The following is a 22,320-nucleotide window of genomic DNA, read 5'->3' as shown; positions in this document are numbered from 1 at the left end:
CTTACCCCAAAATGACATTGATAGCTTTTCCATATCAAAACTTCTATTGCAACCAAATACTTAGATACCATTGAAATTAATCCTTTCTTTCAATGGCATGTTCTAACTCCTTCCTAACCTGCTCCAACAGTGCATCAGAATATAGCTCATACGCTTCTTTCTGTTCTTTCGACCAGTCGTGTTTGTTGTACACAGTCATAATTCCGCCCAATTCATGCCCCAACATTTTCTCCGTCACGTGTGGCATGGTGCCAAGTTCCGAACACACAGTAGAAATGCTGCGTCTGAAATCATGCGTTCGCCAATGGTAAAGGGGTAAAGCATCGCGCAAACGGCGAATGTATCGGTTCGCAGCTGAAATGGTGATGGGTTTATTGAGTGAGGCACCTGGGAAAAGGTAATCATCATAGATGTGCATCAGGCGTTCGAGCATCGGCTTGATGTCTTTCGGGATTGGCCTGCGAATGGTGTTCCCCATCTTGCTCAGTTCTGGCGGTACCGTCCAAACATCATTGACCAGATCAAAGTGCTCACGTCTCGCTAAGCGAAGCTCAGAAAGACGGATTTCCGCGTGTGGTTTCGATAACGCTGACTTGAGGGAAGCCCTCGACATGAGGGAAGAATGGGTGTGGTGCTTCCAATTCGCCAAAACGCGCTGCTAGCTCAAGCTGTTGCTGCGGTGAAAGGTACTGTTTGCGAAAAAAGATCACTTTGTGAGTTAAGAATGCCTGATAGATTTGCGCAAACTCATTCTCACTACAATTGGCCAGACTTACATCATCAATGCTGGCGCCAATATGCTCAGACAGCGGCGTGATTTTCATTTTCTTCCCTTAATGTTGAATTCGATATTTATCGCTATATTTCCAGTAGAACGGACAACAACCGCTTTCCATTCATCGATGTTACCGCGTTATGAGCCATACGGTGATGCTGACCAAATCAAAGACGAACAGTCAGATGAACGTCATTCAGGGCCTGCGCATCCGGCCCTTTTCTTTCCCATTGCAAGATTTCTCACCAATTTTGCGGTAACATCCCCACGTCTTTCAAACCCTTGGATACCAACGTGGCACACACCAACGAACCGACTTTTTTCTTCTTTGATTACGAAACCTTTGGCATTAGCCCTGCTCTCGATCGACCTTGTCAGTTTGCAGGCGTACGAACAGATAAAGACTTCAATATCATTGGTGAACCGTTGGTGATTTATTGTCAGCCACCCAATGACTATTTGCCTCAGCCAGAGGCGTGCTTGATCACCGGCATTACGCCTCAAGTCGCTGTCAGCCGAGGTCTTCCTGAGCCAGAATTCATCGCCAAAATCCATGAGCAACTCTCCCTGCCGGGAACGTGCTCTGTCGGCTATAACAATATTCGATTTGATGATGAAGTCTCACGCTACACGCTTTACCGTAACTTCTTTGACCCTTACGGATGGAGTTGGCAAAACGGTAACTCACGTTGGGATTTATTGGATGCCATGCGCGCCGCGTTTGCACTTCGCCCTGATGGCATAGAGTGGCCAGTCAACGCCGAGGGTTTCACCAGCTTTAAGTTAGAGCACCTTTCCGTCGCCAATGGCATTGAACATGCCAATGCACACGATGCAATGGCCGATGTCATTGCCACCATCGAAATGGCGAAGAAGTTCAAGCACGCCCAGCCACGCTTGTTTGACTACCTTTATGCACATCGCAATAAAAACAAACTAACCGCACTGATCGACATCGTTGCCATGAAACCGCTGGTGCATGTTTCGGGCATGTTTGGCACTGAACGTGGCAATACAAGTTGGGTTGTTCCTGTTGCGTGGCACCCTGATAACAAAAACGCCGTTATTGCCATTGATCTGGCGCTCGATCCCTCGCCATTGTTTGATTTAGACGCTGACGCACTTCGTGAGCGCCTCTATACAAAACGTGCTGATCTGGCACCTGATGAGTTACCGGCTCCCATCAAACTCATCCATATTAACAAATGCCCGGTGCTGGCTGAGGCAAAAACCTTGCGCCCAGAAGATGCCGCTAGGCTTGGCATTGATCGTCAGTCTTGTTTGGACAACCTAAAGAAACTTCAGGCGCAACCTCAAATAAGAGAAAAACTGATCGAGCTTTACGCTGAAAAGCGAGAGTACGGGGATAGTAACAACATCGATGCTGCGCTCTATGATGGCTTCTTCTCACCGTCTGATCGCTCCACCATGGATATCATTCGTCAAACCAAACCTGAAAATCTTGCTGCTCTTGAAATCAACGTCGCCGACAAGCGAATTCATCCGCTGCTGTTTCGTTACCGTGCACGAAATTTTTCTTGGACACTGACTGACACCGAACAAAAGAAATGGCACCTTCATCGCCGCGACTATTTCGAAACGCATTTGCCTGAATACATGGCAAGATTAGAAGATCTGGTGGAGGAACATCAGAGCGACACAAAAAAATTAGCGGTTTTGAAATCCGTTTATCACTATGTCGAATCGCTTGTATCTTAGTGTTTCTCGCGACCCTTTCATCAATACCGTGTGACGTGCGCTATACACCCCTAAAGAAACAGGGGTGTTACATTTGAAATTTTGTGATTTGAGTCCACACTTTTCTTATAAGAGATAGTGAGGTGGATGACACAATGGTCACGAAGGTAAACAGTCGGTGCTACCGCTTTTCTGATGTCGATTTCGAGCCAGAAAGCCGTTCCTTGTATTGGCAAGACCGGACAGTAAGCATGCTCACCTATGAAGAGTGTCGTTTGCTGGAAATGCTTTGTTACCATGCGGGCGAGGTGCTTTCTGCACGCGTTCTCTATGCATCAACATCGTTGCCAGATTCTTCATTTTCTCAGCACCAAAATAGCCTTTGTTCGCTGCTTGCCAAGTCTTATCGCCATGGTGAAAAGGTGCTTCCGCTCGATGTGGTAGGCGATCACGGTTATCGCGTCGCTTTACCGCAAAAAACGTATCAACGACAAGCTGAAACGGTTCCAAATCCTTCAGAGCCTGACCCTCTCGACATCCACATTGATGAGCCCGTTCAAGAAGTGCAGGCAAAGCGTAATCTGATGCCCATCGTGACTGGGGTGATTTTATCAGTGCTTGGGGCGGCTGCTACGATTGTCTATCTGATGTAACACCGTCCATCTTGCCTAACTAGTGTGCAATGACGGCAATTACTGCGTTTTGAACAAGATTTTCATGCAGCGCTCAGACTAGAATAGTCTCACGACTTTCTTTCAGGGGCTTCGACGTGAAATATCTTCTCGGCTTCGCACTCATTGCGCTCTATACCCTAGTGGGTAATTTATTGACCCAACTGCTACATCTTCCCATACCCAGCAGTGTCATTAGCATGCTGCTGCTTTTTGTGAGCCTGACAACCGGCATCATACCTGGTCGCTGGGTCAAAGATGCTTGCACAGTGCTTATCACCATCATGCCCTTGTTTTTTATCCCTGCCAGCATGGGGCTAATGGATCATTTTCACTTATTGATCAGCGATTCAATGCCGTTATTAGGCGCCACAATATTGAGCTCGGTCGTTGTGCTTATTATCGTAGCTAAGACTCTCGATACGTATCATGGAGATGAGAACTAATGTGGCTTTTAGCAACCATTGTGGTGTACTTCATCGCCCGTCATATCGCCTTAAAGCTGCGTCATCCTATTTTTAATCCCTTGCTGATCAGCTTGCTTGTGCTGATGCCAATGGTGATTTATTCAGGCAATACCTACAAAGAATATTTTGATCAGAACAAAATCATCAATTTCATGCTTGGCCCTGCGGTGATTGCACTGGCGTATCCACTGTATGAGCAGATGCACGTGATCAAACGTCATTGGAAAATTATATTGCTCGCATGTCTTGCCGCGAGTTTGCTCTCGATGACACTCGGGTCGGCTTTTGCGTTATTAGCAGGAGGGAATTTACAGATTGCGGCTTCCGTCTTGCCGAAATCCATCTCTACGCCATTTGCACTCAGCACAGCACAACACATCGGTGGCATCCCAGCAGTAACTGCGGCCCTAGTTGTCGTCGCAGGGCTTTTCGGTGCGCTGATCGGCTACCCCTTGCTTAACATGATGAAAATTAAATCCTCTCTTGCACGAGGCCTGTCCATTGGCGCAGTTTCTCATGCCATAGGCACAGCAAAAGCGGCAGAAACGCACTACCAAGAAGGGGCCTTAAGTTCACTGGCATTAGTGATATGCGGGATCATGACGACGATTCTTGCCCCCTTCGTGTTCTATGTCATTGAGTTATTTGTTAATTGTAGTTCAATGATGACCTGTATCAAATGAAATCGAATTCATGTGAGGTCACTTATAATTATGTAATAACTAAGTTAATTGCATCATTAAAGTGACAATGATCACGTTAAATGGTCTGAGTTTGCTCGTAAAATGAGTCCCCATACAACAACACTTGGAGCAAACATGCGAGTTAGCATTCAAGAGGCGATTGCCACGCTTTCCTCACCGCTAAAAGAGGCCATGGAACAACTCTGTGCCTCTCCAGAGTTTGATGCGACGATCAGCGAACAAGAATATGAAAACTTGCTTGAAGTGTCAGGCCTGGCAGATAAAGATCTGCGGGTTGCCTTGCTGCCTGTTGCTGCGGCCTATTCAATTGCCCCAATTTCCAAATTCTATGTTGGCGCAATAGCACGTGGCGCTTCAGGTCGTCTCTACTTCGGTGCGAACATGGAATTTGAAGGTGTACAATTAAACCAATCCGTTCACGCCGAACAATCCGCTATCAGCCATGCTTGGTTGAAGGGTGAATCTTCGCTTAAAGACATCACCATCAATTACAGTCCTTGCGGGCACTGCCGCCAGTTCATGAATGAAATCAATGGCGCAGATACGCTAAACATTCAACTGCCCGATCGCGACGCCAAGTTATTGCATGAATACCTGCCTGAGCCGTTTGGCCCGATTGATCTCGGTATCGAGCAACCATTACTGGTGCCTGTCAATCATGGCCTGACAGCTGAAGAAGATGATGCACTGATTCAGGCTGCTGTTAGCGCAACCAATCGCAGCCATGCCCCGTATTCCCACAATTTAAGCGGTGCAGCGATTCGAGACATTCATGGAAACGTATTCTCAGGCATGTACGCAGAAAATGCCGCATTCAACCCTAGCCTTCCTCCGCTTCAAGTTGCGCTCATTGCCATGAACTTGGCCGATGTCGCATTGAAAGACATCCAAGACGTTGTTTTAGTAGAAAGAGCCAATGCGGTGATCAGCCACTTGCAAGACACCCAAGCGGTTTTAGAAGCCCTAAATCCTGACATCCCTTTGGGTTATCTGGCCATTTAACGCCCAGTTGGTGTGTTTATCGTCATAACATTGCAAAACGCCGGGTATCGCCGGCGTTTTCGTTATACCCGGCTGAAAAAGTTCGCTACTATCACGTCACTTTTCCTAATTTCTGTAAACGCATGAGCCAATCTCACAATCCCATTCTTGGCGCCACTTGGATGCTCACCGCTGGCGTTTGCTTTGCGATGATCAACAGCCTAGCGCAATACGTCAGCTTCAAAATGCAACTCCCTTCCACCACGGTTGCCTTTGTTCAGTACTTCATCGCACTGATTGTCATGATCCCTTGGCTCAGAAGCATGGGGATTCGCCAAGCACTTAAAACCGATCATCTCGGCATGCACTGCTTGCGCGTGTTTTTCTCAGTCATTGGTATCCAACTTTGGCTTTGGGCACTCGCCTATCCCGTGCCGATTTGGCAAGGCATTGCATTGCTGATGACCTCCCCGCTGTTTGCCACAATTGGTTCAGGCTTGTTCTTAGGTGAGCGTGTTGGCCCTGCCCGTTGGCTTGCCACACTCAGTGGTTTTGTAGGGGCAATGATCATTCTTGAGCCATGGTCAGACGATTTTAGCTGGGCAACCATGCTACCGGTCGGTGCTGCCTTCTTCTGGGCCACATACTCTTTGATGGTAAAAAAACTCTCCCACAACGACTCACCCACCACCATGGTGGTTTACCTGCTATTGCTTATCACGCCGTTTAACATCTTGCTAGCGATTCCAGATTGGACAATGCCAAAAGGAGAAATGGTGTGGCTAATGTTGCTTGGTGCAGGCCTGCTGACTGCTGTTGCTCAATGGGCTATTGCCAAAGCGTATGCCGCTGCGGATGCGTCATTCGTTCAGCCTTTTGACAATGCCAAACTGCCTTTGAATGTGTTGTTTGGCTTTTTGGTCTTTGGCTGGGTGCCACCGGGTCGCCTGTGGCTCGGCGCTGCCATCATCGTCGCTGCTGTGTTCTTTATCACCCATTGGGAAACACGAAAAGGCAGAAATAGTTAGTTTCAAGAACCGCCGCCTTTTTCGGTGGCGGTTCAACTTCTATCGGCCCAATTCACTGCAAATCGGTATGCCTAAGTCACCTCCCTCAATCGCTCCTCACCCATCAACCGTTCACTTGGTTCAATCTTCCTAAAACCTTTAAGAACACAAGGGCAAACGCTTGCGCAAACGTTTGCTTAAGGTAAAATCATCAGCAGTTAATTGCATTGATGGAAGATAATCATGATTGGAACAGCCACTCGTCCGGGCGCTACACGCGTCCTGCTGTTGGGCTCTGGTGAGCTAGGTAAAGAAGTCGCTATTGAGTGCCAACGTCTCGGCATTGAAGTCATCGCGTGCGACCGTTACGCAGATGCACCCGCCATGCAGGTTGCACATCGTAGCCATGTTGTCGATATGCTCGATGGTGATGCTCTCGCGGCCATCATTGCACAAGAAAAACCAGATTACGTGGTGCCTGAAATCGAGGCGATTGCCACTGATCGCCTCGTTGAGCTTGAAAAAACAGGTGTGAACATCATCCCTACCGCTCGCGCAACTCAGCTCACCATGAACCGTGAAGGCATTCGCCGCCTTGCCGCCGAAGAGCTTGGCGTCGCCACCTCTCCCTATGCCTTTGCTGACACGTCACAGGCATTTCACGCTGCGATTGAATCGGTTGGTATGCCATGTGTCGTAAAACCTGTCATGAGCTCATCCGGCAAAGGACAGAGCGTGGTGAAAACAGCGGCTGACATTGAGAAAGCATGGGCCTATGCACAAGAAGGCGGTCGCGCAGGACGTGGACGCGTGATTGTCGAAGGCTTTGTCGACTTTGATTATGAAATCACCCTGCTGACCATCAGTGCCACAGACGGCATCCATTTCTGTGCGCCCATTGGCCATCGCCAAGAAGACGGCGACTACCGCGAATCATGGCAGCCACAAGCCATGAGTGATAAGGCACGTCAGGCTGCAGAAGCATTGGCGAAAAAAGTCGTGGCTGCGCTAGGCGGCTATGGCTTGTTTGGTGTTGAGCTTTTTGTAAAAGGAGATGAAGTGCTGTTCAGTGAGGTGTCACCTCGCCCACACGATACCGGTATGGTGACGCTGATTTCGCAAGACCTTTCTGAGTTTGCACTTCATGTGCGTGCGTTTTTGGGTTTGCCTATTCATGCCATTAACTTGTATGGCCCTTCCGCTTCTGCTGTGGTGTTGGGTGAAGGCACATCTAGCAATATCAGTTTTAGTGGTCTCACAGAAGCGCTTCGCTACCCTGATACGCAAGTTCGTCTTTTTGGTAAGCCTGACATCGACGGCCGCCGTCGCCTTGGCGTGGCTCTGGCAAGAGGATCAGATACAGACGTCGCGGTAAACAAAGCTATCACTGCCGCGTCTTCCATTAAGATTGATTTCTAAATGCCTCATACGAGCAAATCGCTCAGATATGCATGATTAAAACTAAGCAGCCACCTAATGGGTGGCTGCTTTTTTTGGAGACGAACACGCGTTGCACGAGGGTGCAGAAAACGTGTTTCCATTTTACACCGACTCGATCAACCACACCTCTTCAACAAAATGCGTTGCCGGCTGCCCTTTCGGTGGACGAGCCGTGTTTTCGTCTCGTGCTAACTTCGTCATTTTATAGCCGTCAAACAGTGACATCACTTCTTCTGCGGTTACGCTAAAAGGAGGGCCGTCCATTTGATCTTGTGGGTAATCAAGGGTCACCAACAAGATTCTGCCACCCGGTTGCAGTAACGAAATAAGCCTATCGACATATCGCTTTCGCATACTTTGAGGCATAGCAATCAATGCTGCACGATCGTAAATCAGCGGATAAGTATCCAATGGTGCGGTGAAGTAATCGCCGCTATATATGGAAACCTCATCAAACTGATAGAGTTTCATGATTGGGCTGATCGCGGTAACAAGGGGCGTGTAGAGGTGCTCGGAGAAAAATGCACGTACGGCAATCTCACTCAACTCCACACCAACAACATCATTGTGCTGGGTTGCTAGCCAGCCAAGATCCACCGATTTTCCGCACAGAGGGACAAATACCGCTTCTTCACGCTTTGGGTTCAGCGCAGACCAATACTTGGTTAACACAGGGTTCGTATCCGTCAGGTGAAAACCGATGCGATTCTCTGCCCAGCGACTATGCCAAAATTCCTGATCCATATTCAGATCTCATTATGTATTTCGATTGTGTGTCGATTTTAACAACGCCATCGACCCACATAAACTCATTTTTATCATGTCCAAATCGTCAATATTCGTGATCAGCGTCTCGATGTTTTCGTTATTCCTATTGTTTTTTGACTAATTTATAACTACTGTATACACATACAGTATTGGATATATAAACAGGACTTTGAGATGAAACAATCCTATGCAACGCCTCATTCAGTATCTCATTCAGACCTTTCTCGATCTGCGGTTCGCCAACATTACGCACGTATTGCGGCCGGCAGCAGGAGTTACCATGAAGCCATCTCAAACACCCTGTCGTCCAACAATACGATGTTGGGAAATCTCGTGTCAGTTTGCGTATATCAAAACAATATGAGTGAATTGGCTTACCTGCTTCGCTTACTGAAAACACTAAGCACCAGCCATAAATGGATCACCTTGATTGCACCGCCTTCTAACCTTTGTTTCTCCCTTTTCCAACAGGCTGGCATTCAAACATCCCAAATTCGTATCGCAAGACCGACAGCCACTTATGATGCTGCTGCCCTCATGCATAAGGCGATGGAATCAGACACATCAGCTGCTGTTATTGGCTTTGGTGATCTTCACGATTTTGAACAAGCTTCAATGCATACCGAAGCACTGCATCATTCGACGCAAACTATGTTTGCACAAGGTTTCGTGATCAGTGGATTGTCTGAACACCTGCACTAAGAACTGACCGAAAAATCTCTGCCTCGCGGTATTTGGTTCATTAAACGTACTCAATGCCGCGAAACCTGTTCTTTTTCTATACATCTTGTGATTGTTCAATCGCATCCAAGAAATTTAGCAACCATTAATCCCATTTCTGAACAAATATACCCTATGCGTTCTTAACTATACTGACCCACTTCTTAAGTGGATTTTGTGGGCATTATTTTGAGCAATAAACTGGATTTAAAAGCGCTAACGGCGCTAGTGATTGGCTCAATGATTGGCGCAGGTGTATTTAGCTTGCCACAGAATATGGCAGCCATTGCAAGCCCTGCAGCGGTGACCTTAGGCTGGGCGATCACGGGTTTTGGCATGGTTTGCTTAGCGCTGACGTTTCAAGAACTCACCGTGAACAAGCCTGAAGTTACTGGTGGTGTATTTGGTTATGCCCAAGCCGGGTTTGGCGATTTGTGTGGCTTCTTCTCGGCGTGGGGTTATTGGCTCAGCGCCGCTGTGGCAAATGTGTCGTATTTGGTCATTGTATTCAGTACCTTAGGTCTTTTCTTCGACACCAGTTCGTTAACCTTGTTTGGCAATGGCAACACACTGCTCTCTATCGGTTTATCATCAATACTCATCTGGCTGGTTCACACTTTAGTGTTACGTGGCGTGCAAACCGCAGCCATCGTCAATTATGTCACCACCATCGCTAAACTTATTCCCATCATGATATTCATTGTCGCAGCGCTCATTGCTTTCAAGTGGCAAACATTTACGTTTGATTTCAGTGGCAAGCTCATCGCCAATGAACCCAGTTTGTTTGACCAAGTGAAACAAACCATGCTTATCACCGTGTGGGTATTTATCGGCGTAGAAGGCGCGGTTGTGGTGTCCAGCCGTGCTCAAAACCGCAAGGATGTAGGCCGTGCAACTATCTTGGGTTTACTCACCTGCTTATTTTTATATGTTTCGGTTACACTGCTTGCCATGGGCGTCGTATCAACGCCCGAACTCGCCAAATATCCTAACCCTTCTACTGCAAAAATCCTTGAAGCATTGGTGGGTAAAGTTGGCGTTGTGATTATTGGATCAGGATTGATAATCTCAGTATGTGGTGCATATCTAAGTTGGACTTTACTCGCCACTGAAACCCCTTATTCAGCGGCAAAAGAAGGCATGTTCCCAAAATGTTTTGCTGAAACAAACAGCAATGGTGCACCGACCCGCTCACTTTGGTTAACCAGCTCCGTGGTGCAATTTTGCTTAATCTTCATGTATCTCATTGGTGGCGGGTACGATGATTTGCTTACCATCGCGTCGGAAATGATCTTGGTACCCTATTTGCTGGTTGGCAGCTACTTGTTAAAACTGTCTTACTCGGAGTTGAGTAGCACGAGAGTGCGGATCATATCAACACTGGCGACGGTTTATGGCGTGTGGTTACTTTATGCTTCTGGCTTACATCATCTCTTGCTGGCGGCTCTTTTGTATCTTCCTGGCATCGCATTTTATATGTACGCGAAGCGTGAAGCAGGCTGCGCCGCCTTTGAAGGAAGAAATAGGATTCTGTTGGCACTGGTCATTGCAGCGGGCGGCGTTGCTGTATATCTGCTGGTCAAGGGAGTGACGTTATAGCGCCTATTGACAGAAAAAGGTTCTGTTTGTGGCAGCGACTCATAGTGTAACTTGCAGCATGTCTCGCTCTTCTTGGAACTGAACGATCTCTACCTGTGTTTTTTGGCGGATTTTGTTCAGTTCATTCTCATCAAGCGGATACGGAAGCATGATATTCAGTGCTCGAATATGTTGTATCTTAGCTTCTTCAATCAAAGTGATCAGGTTTGAAACATCACTATAAAGCGATGACAGAGAATCACTCACCACAACCGTGAATGCCTCACTTGGAAAACGATAATCGGCGTCGTTTAGCACATTCGCGCTTCGGCGACGCCAACGCGCAACTTGCACCATCATGGCTTGAAAGAATGTCCAGTGTTCTCGACTAGACTCACAAAGGAAGTGGGTATAATCGAAGTTAACGACCGTGTTGGTTTGATTATCCGTGCCGCCCAAATATCCTGTCATCGCAAATCCTACTGCTTCGTATTGCCCCCGAATACCCCCAACGATCTGCATATTCAAAAGAGTGAAATCAGTTGAGTAATACTCAAAATACCACCCACCGCATGCAGTTTTCGAGATTGGTCTCGCAAATTTTTTAGAAGTTTGGCGTAGATCAGGCTTTCATTTTCAGTGTCTAGGATTCCAATCAATATTGGCTACACAGCCGTAACACGCGTTTAAATTTTGGTCATTTTTGACTACAAAAAAACCAGCTCAAAGGCTGGCTCTAAAACTCGCGAAATGCTGAGAGGATTACAGTGCTTTGTAGAGCACTTTGCTACCCATTTGCAGGCGTTCAACCACACCTTCCTCGGCCAGCTTCTTAAGACCCGCAGACGCCCAAGATGCCGCCTTGGCTTCTTCCTGACCCGCAGACAAACCAATGCCTTTAGGGTTGATACCCTCAGCATTCTGACGAACGATGTCGAGAATTTGCTGTTGTTTTGGCGTCAGCGAAGCGCTAGCAACCACTGTTGGCGCGGCGTCGGTTTTTGGTTTAACGACTGGCTTTGCCGCTGCGACGACTTTCACTGGCTTATCTTTTTTCAAAGACGCCACTGAAGCAGACTTCACTGCTTTAATGTGTTTTTGAAGTTTGCCTTGAACTTTACGCTTATGAGAGATTTTCATTAAATCGTCCTACTCCGATGCACTGCTTTAAGCATCCCCTGAATTCAGCAGGGTGAAAAACAAAGCGCGTTTTATACCAAAATCCAGATGAGTTTTATAGCGCTAACCGTGTTTTAGACCAAAAGTTGAGCCAAGTGTCGGAAAGTCTTTGTCTTTTTGTTTGAATTCCACACAACGCATCTTGACTACATGCCTGTATAAATCGCATGTTATGTTAACGAATCGCACGTGATGTGATCGCACTATGCTTTGATAATGTATCGATAGGAGGAAGCACAAAAAGGTGAAGAAACAATTGCTGATTTATCCTCCCCATGAACATCTTGGTCGCTATTTTTCCATCGCAGTCATCGTGATGGTAATGATCGTGCTAACGTTGGTGATCCTCAACCCCCAGGTGAATCTTGTCCCTGCTTTACTCGGCTTATGCATGATCGGTGGCCTCGGTATCTATATTTCGCACATTATTGACCAACAACGGTTGTCGTTCTCTCTGTCCGACATGCATCTCCAACATCACACGCCAAAAGGTGGATGGAGCGTCAGATGGCACGATATTCGCGAAATCGGGATCCCCACTATTTCAAAAGATGGTTGGCATCAACCTATGCCTTGGGTTGGCATTCGGCTTAAAAGCTACGAACCCTTGCTTGATGGCATCAGCTTTCGACTCGCTAGCCACATTATTATGGAGCAGCGCAGTTTGTTGTTGGTGGCCTATCGGCGATCAGAATCAACCCCCAACACAAAACTTGAAGACATGATGTTTGACGATACGCCCTATGTAGGTGCGAGCGGAAAAGTTTATAAAGGCTTGGTAGCAATGCTGGCAAATAGAATGAAATATACCCGTGAACTACTGGGTTTTGATGTTTTCGTGAGCGAAGATTTATTGGACAGGCCATTGGAAGATTTTGTGGGTTTAACAAGACAGTATTTGGCATCTGCGGGCAGAATACCCGCAGATACGACAGACAAAGAAAACTAACCCCTGCCTTTTTAATTTCTTAGAACGCCGCTTTCTTAGAACATCGTTTTCTACCAGATAGGCATATTGTCTGCGACGTAAGGGTTCTGCTGACGTTCAACACCAAAGGTAGATGTTGGACCATGACCCGGAATGAAACGAATGTCATTGCCCAGCGGGAACAGTTTGTCTTTAATGGAACTGATCAGTGTCGCGTGATCGCCTTTCGGGAAATCCGTCCGACCAATACTGCCGTTGAACAACACATCCCCAACCCATGCCAAACGATCTTCATCACTCACAAGCACCACATGACCCGGTGTGTGTCCAGGTGTGTGAATCACATTCAATGTGCTGTCGCCAATGGTCACGCTGTCACCATCATTTAACCACTGATCAGGTTCAAATGACTCAGTGCGCGTAAAACCAAACATTTCACTTTGCTTTGGTAATCCCTGCAGCCAAAACGCATCCTGTTTTTCTGGGCCAATCACTGGCACTTTATAAGCGTCTGCAATATCAACAGTTCCACCGACATGATCAAGATGACCATGGGTAAGCAAAACCTTGGTGACTTTTACGCCCAATTCATCAACTTTGGCAATCAATTTAGCCACATCACCACCCGGATCAACCAACGCAGCTTCGTTGGTTTTGTCACACCAAACAATTGAACAGTTTTGCTGAAAAGCAGTAACAGGGACGATCTCGAACTTCAAAGCCATAATACAATCCGTATAAATGCGAAAACGCCCAAAGCATACCACGCTCACCCGCGTATTTTCACGCTCTCGTCGTATTCGCCTCGCAATTACCGGCCCCTTAACTAGGCACTTATGCACGACTAACAGCCGACTTCTGTCATCAGAAAGCGGCTATTCGTACCTCTCTACATTCGATTTTGGCTGTTTTGCAAAGCGTGCGCGATTTGAAAAAGTCACCGTGAAAATACGCTCAAAAAAAGGCGCTAACTCGAAAGTAGCGCCTTTTCTATCTATGTATGCTCAAACCGACTTGTTTCACAAGCATGAACTACCAGGTTCTTACTGGACCAGTATCAATGTGAACAAACCCACTGTTTGGGTAATACCCGACGCCGCCCGCTTTAAGCGATCGCGCCGCATTGCGTATGTCAGCCAATGGCACACCTTCGATATAGAAATCGATAGCCTGACCCGTCATGTGATAGCTTTTCTTCGCTTGACCACCACCGCTTTTACGCAACATTTCATTGGTCGCAGGTGAGCGATAACCAGACACCATGGTGATCGGATTCTTCGCGCCAACCTTCTTATAAATGGCGGTCAGTTGATCGTATAGCTTTTTGTCCATATCCGTAGAGACATTCCTACGGTGATCACGACATAAATTGTTCAGTTCTTTCAATTCGTCTTCAAGATACTTTTTGCCGTTAAAGTAACAAACATCTAAGTACTCACCGGTGTTTATGCTTGTCATTGCCAATGTACGTTTTTCGCCAGACGAAAAAGGCAGAGCGATTGCAGTTTTAGGCAGCACTGCCGCCACAACACACGCCGCACCACCCAGCAAGAAGCGGCGACGTTGGGTATTCAAACCGTTCATAAAAACCAACTATTCCCGAAATAAAACGTCAAAAAGAGTCGCTCTCTGCTTTAATTCGCAGTTCAGAGCGCTTTAAACATTCAGGAATCTAACGGGAGAGAGAGAAGGAATCAAACGGACAAGTGTCTCTAAAATGAGCATATCGCTGTAAAATCAACCGCTTCATACTGATTTAAAATCGATTTATCTCTTTGTCAGCAAAGTGTAAAAATGTGTAATTGTGCACTAGGTCTCACTGACCTACGCCGTTATACGGGATTGTATCAGTGGCCAAGTAAGTGGTTATTTGCGGTCAATGATGCTGATGGCTGCGCGTTGCGTTTTGGACGCGCATCATAGTGATAAACGTCATTGCGGAACTGCACTTCACCATCATCGTTCACCCATGCAGTTTGATAAATTGTATGCACCGCAATTTTTTGTCTCAGTGATACCCACTTGGTTTCAGGGATACGACGGTAATAGTCATAGTCACCAAACTCAAGCCCTGAGCGATTCAATAGCACTTGCGCTAATGTCTCGGCTTTTTGAACCCGAATACAGCCCGAACTAAATGCGCGGCTTTCTTTGTTGAACAAGCTTTTGGCTGGCGTATCGTGAAGATAAATCGCATTGCCATTGGGCGTGTTGAATTTGTAACGGCCAAGCGCATTGAAGTTACCGGGAGACTGCTGCAAACGATAAGGGAAGTTTCTCTCTGTGACGTTTTCCCAATCAATGTCTTCGGGAGCGATCACGCTACCATTCACCCAACTGCTTAGCACTGTGTAGCTGTGCTTCGCCAAATACTCATTGTCTTGACGGACCTTAGGCAGAATGTCTTTCCGCATAATAGTGACAGGAACATTCCAGCTTGGGTTAAACACGACGGAGTCTAAGCGAGAATCAAACAAAGGAGTACGTCGGCTCGGTCGGCCGACCACCACTTTGCTTTCGAGGATCATTTCGCTGTCAATCCACAGTTCCATTTCATAATTTGGAATGTTCACCAGAATGATTTTTTGGCGCTCAGTGGGCCACAAGCGCAAGCGTTCCATATTCAACGCGAGGATTTGAATACGACTGTTGACAGATTTATTCATCCAACGGCGGGTTTTATCCCCAATCACGCCATCTTCTTTTAAGCCATGGCGCGCTTGAAAGCGCTTCACCGCTTCCGACATGACCGAGTTATAAAAACTGACTTGTTCGATTTTCAAGCGTTGCGCGTCAGTAACACTCAACACACCTTGACGCTCAAGGTTTGTAATCAAACTATCGGCATCATCCAGCTTGTCACCGGGACGAATGAGCCCACGCTGAATAAACTTCGGCCAATAGGTTTGTTCATCATCCTGAAGTTTGACAATAGCCTTTGCCATTTGCTTGTACTGAGAGGTACTAGGGCGCAGCTCAAAAACGAAATCATAAAGCTTATTTCGACCCGCCGAGGCAATGATATTGTTAGTTTGCGTCAAGGTTGGCGAAGGAAGAGGCTCCGAGATGTCAGTGCCAAAGAACCAGCTTTTACCGTTTTCTGGGATCGCTTCGATATAGCTAATCAATGCAAGCAGGCTGTCCGTTGCAAACACATCGTAAGCACGCCAATCACCGCTGTTTCTTAACTCTCTCAGCGCAACCGCACGCCATTCGAAATCTTCACTTAGGCCAGCAAGAGAGATGATATTGATCTGTGTTTCAAGCTCATCTTTTGCGCGATAGTCATGCCAGATAGGTGAAAAGGAAAAGTACTCGTAGATATTCGCAAGTTCATCGGTGTAAGAAACCAGTCCAACATCTGACTCTGCTTGTTTTACCCAAGTGATTGCCGCCAAAGACGGACTTTGTTTTATATCAGAAGATTCTGATGCCCATAAAGACGAAGCCCACAAGCATGTAGGAACCAATGCTGTCGCACAAAATGTCTTTAAAAGCGTACTAGCTGAAAACATGCGCTACCTCTCATTTGAGATCTTAGTATGGCAAAGGACGCGGCTTTCGTTAGCTGATTTTTTATGATTCTAGAAAAACAAAGGGTTAGAAAAATATCATTCTAAAGCATGACCCAATGATTATCCCAAGCCACCTCAGATGTCTGAAAAGTAATACTTTTTCTCGGTTTTTGTATTACCACTCCTCCCGTTCCCGCACTGATCGCGAAGCCTTCCGGTTGCGCTGACGCACCAGAGGCATCCATCAATGAAGAGAGCGCCTGAAGCTCACCCGTTTCTAAGTCCCATATTCCAAAGCAATTTCCACGAGGCGAAGTGGCGATAACCTGCGACCCCGTACATGCCACACTGCCAATGTACTGCTGAAAACGCGTCCAGTGTTCAGTACCCGCTTTTAGTGCGGTAAAGTCACCGTTATTTCGTCTTATCGCCAATAAAGGTGAAATGTTGTCAGGGTCGCCTTGATATTGCTGCGCAATCACCACGTCCTGAGCAGGACTAACAGCAAGATGACGAATGCTAAGTTGGTTATCTGGCAGTTGATGCTTTTCGACAATACGCTGCGTTGAAATGTCGATTAACACCAGCGATGGAGACATGGTATCAAGGTTTGTCGCGGTTCGATTATCAGTGCGAATTCCCCCAACTGCAACGGCAAGCTTCGTCCCGTTTACCACTTTGATTTCATGTGGCCCGATTCCAAATCCTGTTATTTCACGTTCTTTTTTGAGCGAACCATCAGGCAGGATTTGATAGACGCCAATAACACCTTCGCTCGACCCCAAAACGCCTTCCGTGGTAAACAAAGTATTGCCCAGCACATCACCATGACCATAGAAATATCGATTGGGATCGGCGTGATACGTTGAGCGAGCTTGCCCTGTATCGGCAGATAGCACACGGATAAAGGCTCCAGGTCGACGAGCGAACACAAAAGCGAACCGAGTAAGAGGATCAACCACCAGCCCATGCCCTCGCTCTGGAAGCGGCGAGGTGTAACACACCTCACCCATATTATTAACAGCTGTGACGGCGAATTGCCCATCGCTTTGCCGAGCACAGCCAATATACGCGGGCGAGGATTGTGCTGTTGACGTTCCACGAACAGTAAGCCCGCCCGCTATGCTTCCCGTTGCCATCACGCCAAGCGCCGACAGCATCACCCTCCGACGTTTTTGGCTTACTCTCGCGGATTTTTCAGTATTTGAGGGCATACATTAATCACCATCGGTTGCATTGAAGCCAACCACCATGCCCAGTGCAGGTGCCGCTTCATCCGCCAGCGCAATCTTGAGATACTCCAAATTATTCGCTAGCGTCATCAACTGGCGATAGCCATCGTGGCGGCTCAAAATGGGATTCATACCATCACCGTCCGGCACGCTATCACGTGCCACCTGCCAATGCTTGGTCAATCTATCAGCAAGTTCATGGTGTCCCTTATTGCGAAGTACCGATTCGAGCGTGAGTACATAACGTGTATTCAGTGCCTCAATGCTGGACCTCAATAAAGCCAATGATTGTGAAGATCGCCATGCCTGCGCTTGATACGGTTTTGGAAACCCCGGTTTACCCATCGGGAGGGACAGACTCTTGATGGTTGCGTCTAACTGCCCCGCCAACACGTTGATACTATCTTTATCACGCTGCTCTTGAGAGGCTGTCTCCCAAGGGTTTGCTTGCCAAATCGCTTCCATTTCAATGGCCGATTGCTTCAAACGTGACGCTACCGCTTGAATCACGCCGCAACGGGCTGCCAAAGCAGAAACATTCGCTTTATCGAACAGCAACCACTCCAACGCGCCCAGCCCCTGAACAGCCACACTGCTATCCGCCAGACTCTCAGGCGTGACATCACTGGCGTTATCAAGAAGCTGCGTAAGTTGCCGTCCAGTGGTGTTTTTCTTGTCTGGATAGAACTGGATTTTCCAGCTTAACGACATGGCGGCTTCGTTACCGAAATTGGAACCCGCAAGCGGCTGCCAGGCTTTCATCGTCTCCGTCCATTGCATCTGACTGGTCGTTAGCGCTTCTGCTGTTATGTCTACACACAAGGTTGTGACATCAGATTCGAGCTTCTTAGCATGCAACGCAAACGCCAATGCCGACTGCTTCTGCAAATTCCAAAGCAAATTTGGCGATGCGTCCGCTTTCTCATTGCCGTCACAGCCGGCAACAAGTGACAGCGTCACTAGAACCAAACCTTGCCTGGCTAAAGCATTGCATCCGTTTACTATTAGGTTCTTCATTATTTGTTCCTACAACGACTTGAGAAACGCAATCAAGGCGTCCCGCTGTTGTGCGTTAAACCCTAATACCGCTTGCTTGCTAGATTGCGCTTCACCGCCATGCCAAAGAATCGCTTCCATTTCATTTCTTGCTCGACCATCGTGCAAATACTCGGTATGACCGTTGACTTCTGCGGTATAACCAAGACCCCAAAGCGGCGCTGTTCGCCATTCGCGACCATTGGCGATGAACTCTCCGCGATTATCTGCCAAGCCTTCTCCCATATCGTGCAACAACAAATCGGTGTAAGGATGAATGAGCTGATGACTCAGGGCTGGCCTGTCTTTTCGATCGCCCGTTTTTAAGGAAGATTGGTGGCAGCTCGCGCAACCTGCATGCTCAAACAGCGCCCCTCCTTCAATGACACGCGGATCATCAATATTACGGCGCATGGGTACGGCAAGGTGTTGGGAGTAGAACTCGACGAAATTGAGGATTTTCTCACTGACTTCTGGCTCGCCACCATTGGGTAGCCGATCACAAAGATCTTGCGACGGTGAGCAGTTTTCTTTTGGAAACATGGCACTGGTTAACCCTAAATCACCATTGAATGCAGCGGCATTTTGTTGCATTAAAGACGGTTGACCCGCTTTCCAACCAAAACGTCCGATCACCGTCTTTGCTTGCTTCACATCCCAAACGTAATTAGGTCTGCCAGACACACCTTCACCGGCATTTTGTTGCGCTGCAGCCATATCCAGCAGCGTGGCATCGGGAATGGATTCCAGCAAGCCCAAGCCAATCATCGGCGGTGCAATGCGAGCCGACATTTCGGTGTCTGGGTGCATGTCGCCGAAGTTTAAATCTTGAATACGAATTATTGGCTTACGCAATGTGACGACATGACCATCTTTAAAGGTTTCGGTGTGGTATTCGTAGTCAACCTCAATACGGCCTTCTGGCTTTTCCCCAGAAAGCGCGAAATCTTGAAGCTGACCGCCATAAACAGGTTCCGGGATGTTTCCGGTCAAGATCAGCTGTTTTTTCTGCGCCTCGGTGATTGCCGGAATACTCAAGCGAATCAATAAGGAAACCGCATTCTGATCGCCTGGTTGCGGCAGGTGTCCGCGACCATCTTTGATATGGCAGTTTTGGCATCCGTTGGTATTAAATAAAGGACCTAGCCCATCTCTTGCATCTGTGGAAGCAGGAGAACTCACCCAAGGATTACGAAAAAAGCTGTTACCGACGCTGAAATCAATGCGCTCAGTGATTGGTAAATTAGCAGCAGGTTGAGAGAACGCATTCGCGCCTTGTTTGTTTGTTGTGGTATCGCCGCCCGTTTTAATCGAACTGGCATCGGACAAAAAAGGGAATGCCGAAAAAGCCACGAAAGCGAGAAGTAAAACCGAATATTTCATCACTACAATCCATACAAATAAGCGCGCCGCCAACACAACAGATACTTTGTGTTGGCGACGCCCTAATTGGCTTTACTAAAACTGATGATCAGCGCTGTCTGGGTTTAAATTGCTAATCTTTAGCAAGCCAGCGATGGACTCAATACCACGGGTTTGCTGCACTAGCGCGGCAATCGCATCATTGATCATTTGATGCCCAGCCGTGTTATTAGCGGCTATCAGTTGGTCAAAATGTACATTGTCCACTTCTGCTGATTCCACCAACTTAAACACGGCGCGACGGGCAAAATCGAAGTCAGCGTGAATAGCTGCCGCTTCATCAGGATGGGATTGCTTGATCATGTCAAACAAGGATGGGCCATTCAGGGTTGAGCCGTCAGCACGAGAGTAGGTCCCCGTGAAAACGTTATAAATGCCTTGCTCGTTGTAGTAATGAGAGTTGTGGGTGTTATCAGAAAAACAATCATGCTCGTCTTCCGTAGAATTCGCTTCTAACGCGACTTTCATGCGCTCACCCGCCAATTCTCCTAATGAGAGTGAACCCATGCCAAACAACATTTTGCGAAGTCCATTTTCACTGCTCTCACTCAGCAGTGTTTGACGATAGTTATTAGAAATCCCCTCCGCCCACTGATTTTCCATCCACGCCAAATCTGTGATCAGCAATTGTGACGCCGCCTTCAAATACGCTCTGCGACGGTCACAGTTACCATTAGTGCATGACTCTCCGTAGGCAAAATCCGTATAAGCACGCTCACCTGCCCCGCTCTTTGTGCCGTTAAGATCTTGTCCCCACAGTAAAAACTCAATGGCGTGATAACCCGACGCCACATTGGCTTCAGAGCCACCCAATTCATTCAATGACCCAATGAGTTCTGGCGTTATCTGTTTTACATCCAGCACGTCATTGCCAATGCGAAGTGAATCATTCGCCACAATGTTCGCCACAGCACCGTCATTACCTAGCTCATACTGATAATCCTGTGCAACGTAATCGATCAGCCCTTCATCCAACGGCCAAGCATTTAGCTGCCCTTCCCACTCATCCACAATGGCATTGCCAAAACGAAACACTTCAGACTGCTGATAAGGTACACGTGCCGCAAGCCATGCCAATTTTGTGGTCGCTAGAGTCTGAGCTGAGGGGTGTTCAATGAGCGCGTCGATAGCAGCATCAAGCTGAATGGCGGTTATGTGGGAATCACTGTAAACCGCATGCGCCATATCAGCATAATGTTGAACGACTTTTTCAGGCGTGGCCGCCGCGATACTGAATGATGCAAATGAAAGTGAACATACGGAAAAGGCAAATGCCCGTGATGACGGTGTCATGATCTATCCTTGATAAATTGAAATGTAACAAGTTATTGCGAATGAGAGCGATTATTACACTCATCAATGATTGAATTCAAATGATAATGAGAAAAAATATCATTTGGATATGCATTAACAGATAATTAACACGTTCAAAAATGGTTCGTGTTCATCATTTCGGCATCAAAGTGGATTCAATGACATCCCAACTTCGCATCTTTGGTTTGCTGCATGTAATGTTGTTGAAAAAACCTTTTAATATTTACTTTTTACACAGATAATTTCGCGGAATTTCACACTCTGCTGCAGTTTTTAAGGAGACGCTTCGATGGAGAAGCACGAAGAGGTACTGGTTGCGCTTAGGCAAATTATTCGAGCCATCGACCTGCATTCACGGAAACTCAACAAAGTCGCTGGATTGACAGGCCCACAACTTGTGCTGATGCGAGCAATTCATGACTTGGATGAGGTCACCATTCGCCAATTGTCGAATCACACCAATATGAGCCAAGCCACCGCGACAACGATTCTCGATCGTCTTGCCAGCCGTAACCTTATCGTGCGCGTCAGAAGCAATCTAGATAAGCGAAAAGTGCACGCCCACCTCACGCCTGAAGGTGAAAAAGCGCTTGAACAAGCACCAAAGCCATTGCAAGAAAGCTTCATTTCTCACTTTCAATCGTTAGATGAGTGGGAACAGTCCTTGCTGATTTCTTCGGTACAACGTATTTCTTCAATGATGAACGCAGACAGCATTGATGCTGCACCTCTGTTGGAAGTGTCTTCGCTCACCACGGCAGAGTCAGAAAAGTCCGAATAAGCGCAGTTCCTGTAATCTAAGGGACAAAAAAGCAAAAAAGAGCCCACTATATGGGCTCTTTGCTTTTCTGCTTTTCTGCTTTTCTGTTCTGTTTTTCCTGCCTAG

General features: G+C 47.3%; 22 protein-coding genes and 1 pseudogene. 11 read left to right on the top strand and 12 right to left on the bottom strand.

Annotation, left to right across the window (positions count from 1 at the left end; genetic code table 11):
• Window positions 1–76: 76 nt before the first annotated feature.
• Together AB8599_RS06815 and AB8599_RS06810 are read right to left on the bottom strand one after the other, a co-directional pair.
• Window positions 77–613 (bottom strand): tyrosine-type recombinase/integrase, encoded by a 537-nt coding sequence (locus tag AB8599_RS06815; RefSeq protein ID WP_407332989.1) that lies wholly within the window; start codon window positions 611–613, stop codon window positions 77–79.
• Window positions 564–824, bottom strand: a pseudogene (locus AB8599_RS06810) (TauD/TfdA family dioxygenase); the annotation flags it as partial. The gene AB8599_RS06815 and the pseudogene AB8599_RS06810, both read right to left, overlap by 50 nt.
• 245 nt (window positions 825–1,069) lie before the next feature.
• On the opposite strand from AB8599_RS06810, the gene sbcB reads away from it, so the two are divergent.
• The 7 genes from sbcB to purT all read left to right on the top strand — a co-directional run bounded on the left by sbcB (window position 1,070) and on the right by purT (window position 7,722).
• Entirely contained in the window at window positions 1,070–2,494 is a 1,425-nt protein-coding gene (gene sbcB, locus AB8599_RS06805; protein WP_407332988.1) for an exodeoxyribonuclease I, read from the top strand.
• 122 nt (window positions 2,495–2,616) lie between these two features.
• Window positions 2,617–3,126, top strand: a complete 510-nt coding sequence (locus tag AB8599_RS06800) for a hypothetical protein (RefSeq protein ID WP_407332987.1) — start codon at window positions 2,617–2,619, stop codon at window positions 3,124–3,126.
• A 116-nt stretch (window positions 3,127–3,242) separates the two neighbouring features.
• A complete protein-coding gene (locus AB8599_RS06795) occupies window positions 3,243–3,590 on the top strand; it encodes a CidA/LrgA family protein (RefSeq protein ID WP_407332986.1) in 348 nt (115 codons plus the stop codon).
• Window positions 3,590–4,294, top strand: coding sequence for an LrgB family protein (locus AB8599_RS06790; RefSeq protein WP_407332985.1), 705 nt, complete (start codon window positions 3,590–3,592; stop codon window positions 4,292–4,294). Before AB8599_RS06795 ends, AB8599_RS06790 begins: the two co-directional genes overlap by 1 nt.
• 135 nt (window positions 4,295–4,429) lie before the next feature.
• A complete protein-coding gene (gene cdd, locus AB8599_RS06785) occupies window positions 4,430–5,317 on the top strand; it encodes a cytidine deaminase (RefSeq protein WP_407332984.1) in 888 nt (295 codons plus the stop codon).
• A gap of 122 nt (window positions 5,318–5,439) precedes the next feature.
• On the top strand, window positions 5,440–6,324 hold the full coding sequence (locus AB8599_RS06780; RefSeq protein ID WP_407332983.1) for a DMT family transporter: 885 nt from the start codon (window positions 5,440–5,442) through the stop codon (window positions 6,322–6,324).
• Between the two features lie 222 nt (window positions 6,325–6,546).
• Complete coding sequence (purT, locus tag AB8599_RS06775; protein WP_407332982.1) at window positions 6,547–7,722, top strand: formate-dependent phosphoribosylglycinamide formyltransferase; 1,176 nt, start codon at window positions 6,547–6,549, stop codon at window positions 7,720–7,722.
• Window positions 7,723–7,845: 123 nt separating this feature from the next.
• On the opposite strand, the gene AB8599_RS06770 is transcribed toward purT, so the two are convergent.
• On the bottom strand, window positions 7,846–8,487 hold the full coding sequence (locus AB8599_RS06770) for a thiopurine S-methyltransferase (protein WP_407332981.1): 642 nt from the start codon (window positions 8,485–8,487) through the stop codon (window positions 7,846–7,848).
• A 198-nt stretch (window positions 8,488–8,685) separates the two neighbouring features.
• Here AB8599_RS06770 and AB8599_RS06765 point away from each other — a divergent pair, with 198 nt between their 5' ends.
• Together AB8599_RS06765 and AB8599_RS06760 are read left to right on the top strand one after the other, a co-directional pair.
• Window positions 8,686–9,213 (top strand): hypothetical protein, encoded by a 528-nt coding sequence (locus AB8599_RS06765; RefSeq protein WP_407332980.1) that lies wholly within the window; start codon window positions 8,686–8,688, stop codon window positions 9,211–9,213.
• 207 nt (window positions 9,214–9,420) lie between these two features.
• Window positions 9,421–10,830, top strand: a complete 1,410-nt coding sequence (locus AB8599_RS06760) for a basic amino acid/polyamine antiporter (RefSeq protein WP_407332979.1) — start codon at window positions 9,421–9,423, stop codon at window positions 10,828–10,830.
• 39 nt (window positions 10,831–10,869) lie between these two features.
• On the opposite strand, the gene AB8599_RS06755 is transcribed toward AB8599_RS06760, so the two are convergent.
• Together AB8599_RS06755 and AB8599_RS06750 are read right to left on the bottom strand one after the other, a co-directional pair.
• Window positions 10,870–11,280, bottom strand: coding sequence for a hypothetical protein (locus AB8599_RS06755; protein WP_407332978.1), 411 nt, complete (start codon window positions 11,278–11,280; stop codon window positions 10,870–10,872).
• A gap of 291 nt (window positions 11,281–11,571) precedes the next feature.
• Window positions 11,572–11,949 carry a MarR family transcriptional regulator gene (locus tag AB8599_RS06750; protein ID WP_407332977.1) on the bottom strand — a complete coding sequence of 126 codons (378 nt, stop codon included), beginning with the start codon at window positions 11,947–11,949 and terminating at the stop codon, window positions 11,572–11,574.
• Between the two features lie 283 nt (window positions 11,950–12,232).
• Between AB8599_RS06750 and AB8599_RS06745 the strand changes: the two genes are divergently transcribed.
• The gene (locus AB8599_RS06745) at window positions 12,233–12,937 is read left to right on the top strand and encodes a DUF2982 domain-containing protein (protein WP_407332976.1); all 705 of its coding nucleotides are present in this window, start codon (window positions 12,233–12,235) and stop codon (window positions 12,935–12,937) included.
• Between the two features lie 50 nt (window positions 12,938–12,987).
• Here AB8599_RS06745 and AB8599_RS06740 read toward each other — a convergent pair whose 3' ends face one another.
• The 7 genes from AB8599_RS06740 to AB8599_RS06710 form a co-directional block, all read right to left on the bottom strand.
• Entirely contained in the window at window positions 12,988–13,641 is a 654-nt protein-coding gene (locus AB8599_RS06740; RefSeq protein ID WP_407332975.1) for an MBL fold metallo-hydrolase, read from the bottom strand.
• A 307-nt stretch (window positions 13,642–13,948) separates the two neighbouring features.
• Window positions 13,949–14,500 carry a DUF882 domain-containing protein gene (locus tag AB8599_RS06735; RefSeq protein WP_407332974.1) on the bottom strand — a complete coding sequence of 184 codons (552 nt, stop codon included), beginning with the start codon at window positions 14,498–14,500 and terminating at the stop codon, window positions 13,949–13,951.
• Window positions 14,501–14,763: 263 nt separating this feature from the next.
• A complete protein-coding gene (locus tag AB8599_RS06730; protein WP_407332973.1) occupies window positions 14,764–16,431 on the bottom strand; it encodes a murein L,D-transpeptidase in 1,668 nt (555 codons plus the stop codon).
• A 101-nt stretch (window positions 16,432–16,532) separates the two neighbouring features.
• Window positions 16,533–17,645, bottom strand: coding sequence for a DUF1513 domain-containing protein (locus AB8599_RS06725; RefSeq protein WP_407332972.1), 1,113 nt, complete (start codon window positions 17,643–17,645; stop codon window positions 16,533–16,535).
• A gap of 3 nt (window positions 17,646–17,648) precedes the next feature.
• Window positions 17,649–18,680, bottom strand: a complete 1,032-nt coding sequence (locus tag AB8599_RS06720) for an imelysin family protein (RefSeq protein WP_407332971.1) — start codon at window positions 18,678–18,680, stop codon at window positions 17,649–17,651.
• A gap of 9 nt (window positions 18,681–18,689) precedes the next feature.
• Entirely contained in the window at window positions 18,690–20,081 is a 1,392-nt protein-coding gene (locus AB8599_RS06715) for a di-heme oxidoredictase family protein (protein ID WP_407332970.1), read from the bottom strand.
• 75 nt (window positions 20,082–20,156) lie between these two features.
• Complete coding sequence (locus AB8599_RS06710; protein WP_407332969.1) at window positions 20,157–21,413, bottom strand: imelysin family protein; 1,257 nt, start codon at window positions 21,411–21,413, stop codon at window positions 20,157–20,159.
• A 310-nt stretch (window positions 21,414–21,723) separates the two neighbouring features.
• On the opposite strand from AB8599_RS06710, the gene AB8599_RS06705 reads away from it, so the two are divergent.
• Window positions 21,724–22,215, top strand: coding sequence for a MarR family winged helix-turn-helix transcriptional regulator (locus AB8599_RS06705; RefSeq protein ID WP_407332968.1), 492 nt, complete (start codon window positions 21,724–21,726; stop codon window positions 22,213–22,215).
• Window positions 22,216–22,320: the final 105 nt, after the last annotated feature.

It is taken from the genome of Enterovibrio litoreus, assembly GCF_045679545.1.
GTDB lineage: Bacteria > Pseudomonadota > Gammaproteobacteria > Enterobacterales > Vibrionaceae > Enterovibrio.
Note: the sequence above shows the minus strand (reverse complement) of the source record. Positions and strands in the feature narration are given on the sequence as shown.

Coding starts and splice junctions, on each gene's coding strand:
- AB8599_RS06705 (WP_407332968.1), top strand. CDS start 21,724: ATGGAGAAGCACGAAGAGGTACTGGTTGCGCTTAGGCAAATTATTCGA.
- AB8599_RS06735 (WP_407332974.1), bottom strand. CDS start 14,500: ATGAACGGTTTGAATACCCAACGTCGCCGCTTCTTGCTGGGTGGTGCG.
- purT (WP_407332982.1), top strand. CDS start 6,547: ATGATTGGAACAGCCACTCGTCCGGGCGCTACACGCGTCCTGCTGTTG.
- AB8599_RS06710 (WP_407332969.1), bottom strand. CDS start 21,413: ATGACACCGTCATCACGGGCATTTGCCTTTTCCGTATGTTCACTTTCA.
- AB8599_RS06750 (WP_407332977.1), bottom strand. CDS start 11,949: ATGAAAATCTCTCATAAGCGTAAAGTTCAAGGCAAACTTCAAAAACAC.
- AB8599_RS06780 (WP_407332983.1), top strand. CDS start 5,440: ATGAGCCAATCTCACAATCCCATTCTTGGCGCCACTTGGATGCTCACC.
- cdd (WP_407332984.1), top strand. CDS start 4,430: ATGCGAGTTAGCATTCAAGAGGCGATTGCCACGCTTTCCTCACCGCTA.
- AB8599_RS06715 (WP_407332970.1), bottom strand. CDS start 20,081: ATGAAATATTCGGTTTTACTTCTCGCTTTCGTGGCTTTTTCGGCATTC.
- AB8599_RS06770 (WP_407332981.1), bottom strand. CDS start 8,487: ATGGATCAGGAATTTTGGCATAGTCGCTGGGCAGAGAATCGCATCGGT.
- AB8599_RS06740 (WP_407332975.1), bottom strand. CDS start 13,641: ATGGCTTTGAAGTTCGAGATCGTCCCTGTTACTGCTTTTCAGCAAAAC.
- AB8599_RS06725 (WP_407332972.1), bottom strand. CDS start 17,645: ATGCCCTCAAATACTGAAAAATCCGCGAGAGTAAGCCAAAAACGTCGG.
- AB8599_RS06790 (WP_407332985.1), top strand. CDS start 3,590: ATGTGGCTTTTAGCAACCATTGTGGTGTACTTCATCGCCCGTCATATC.
- AB8599_RS06730 (WP_407332973.1), bottom strand. CDS start 16,431: ATGTTTTCAGCTAGTACGCTTTTAAAGACATTTTGTGCGACAGCATTG.
- AB8599_RS06765 (WP_407332980.1), top strand. CDS start 8,686: ATGAAACAATCCTATGCAACGCCTCATTCAGTATCTCATTCAGACCTT.
- AB8599_RS06815 (WP_407332989.1), bottom strand. CDS start 613: ATGTCGAGGGCTTCCCTCAAGTCAGCGTTATCGAAACCACACGCGGAA.
- AB8599_RS06755 (WP_407332978.1), bottom strand. CDS start 11,280: ATGACAGGATATTTGGGCGGCACGGATAATCAAACCAACACGGTCGTT.
- AB8599_RS06720 (WP_407332971.1), bottom strand. CDS start 18,680: ATGAAGAACCTAATAGTAAACGGATGCAATGCTTTAGCCAGGCAAGGT.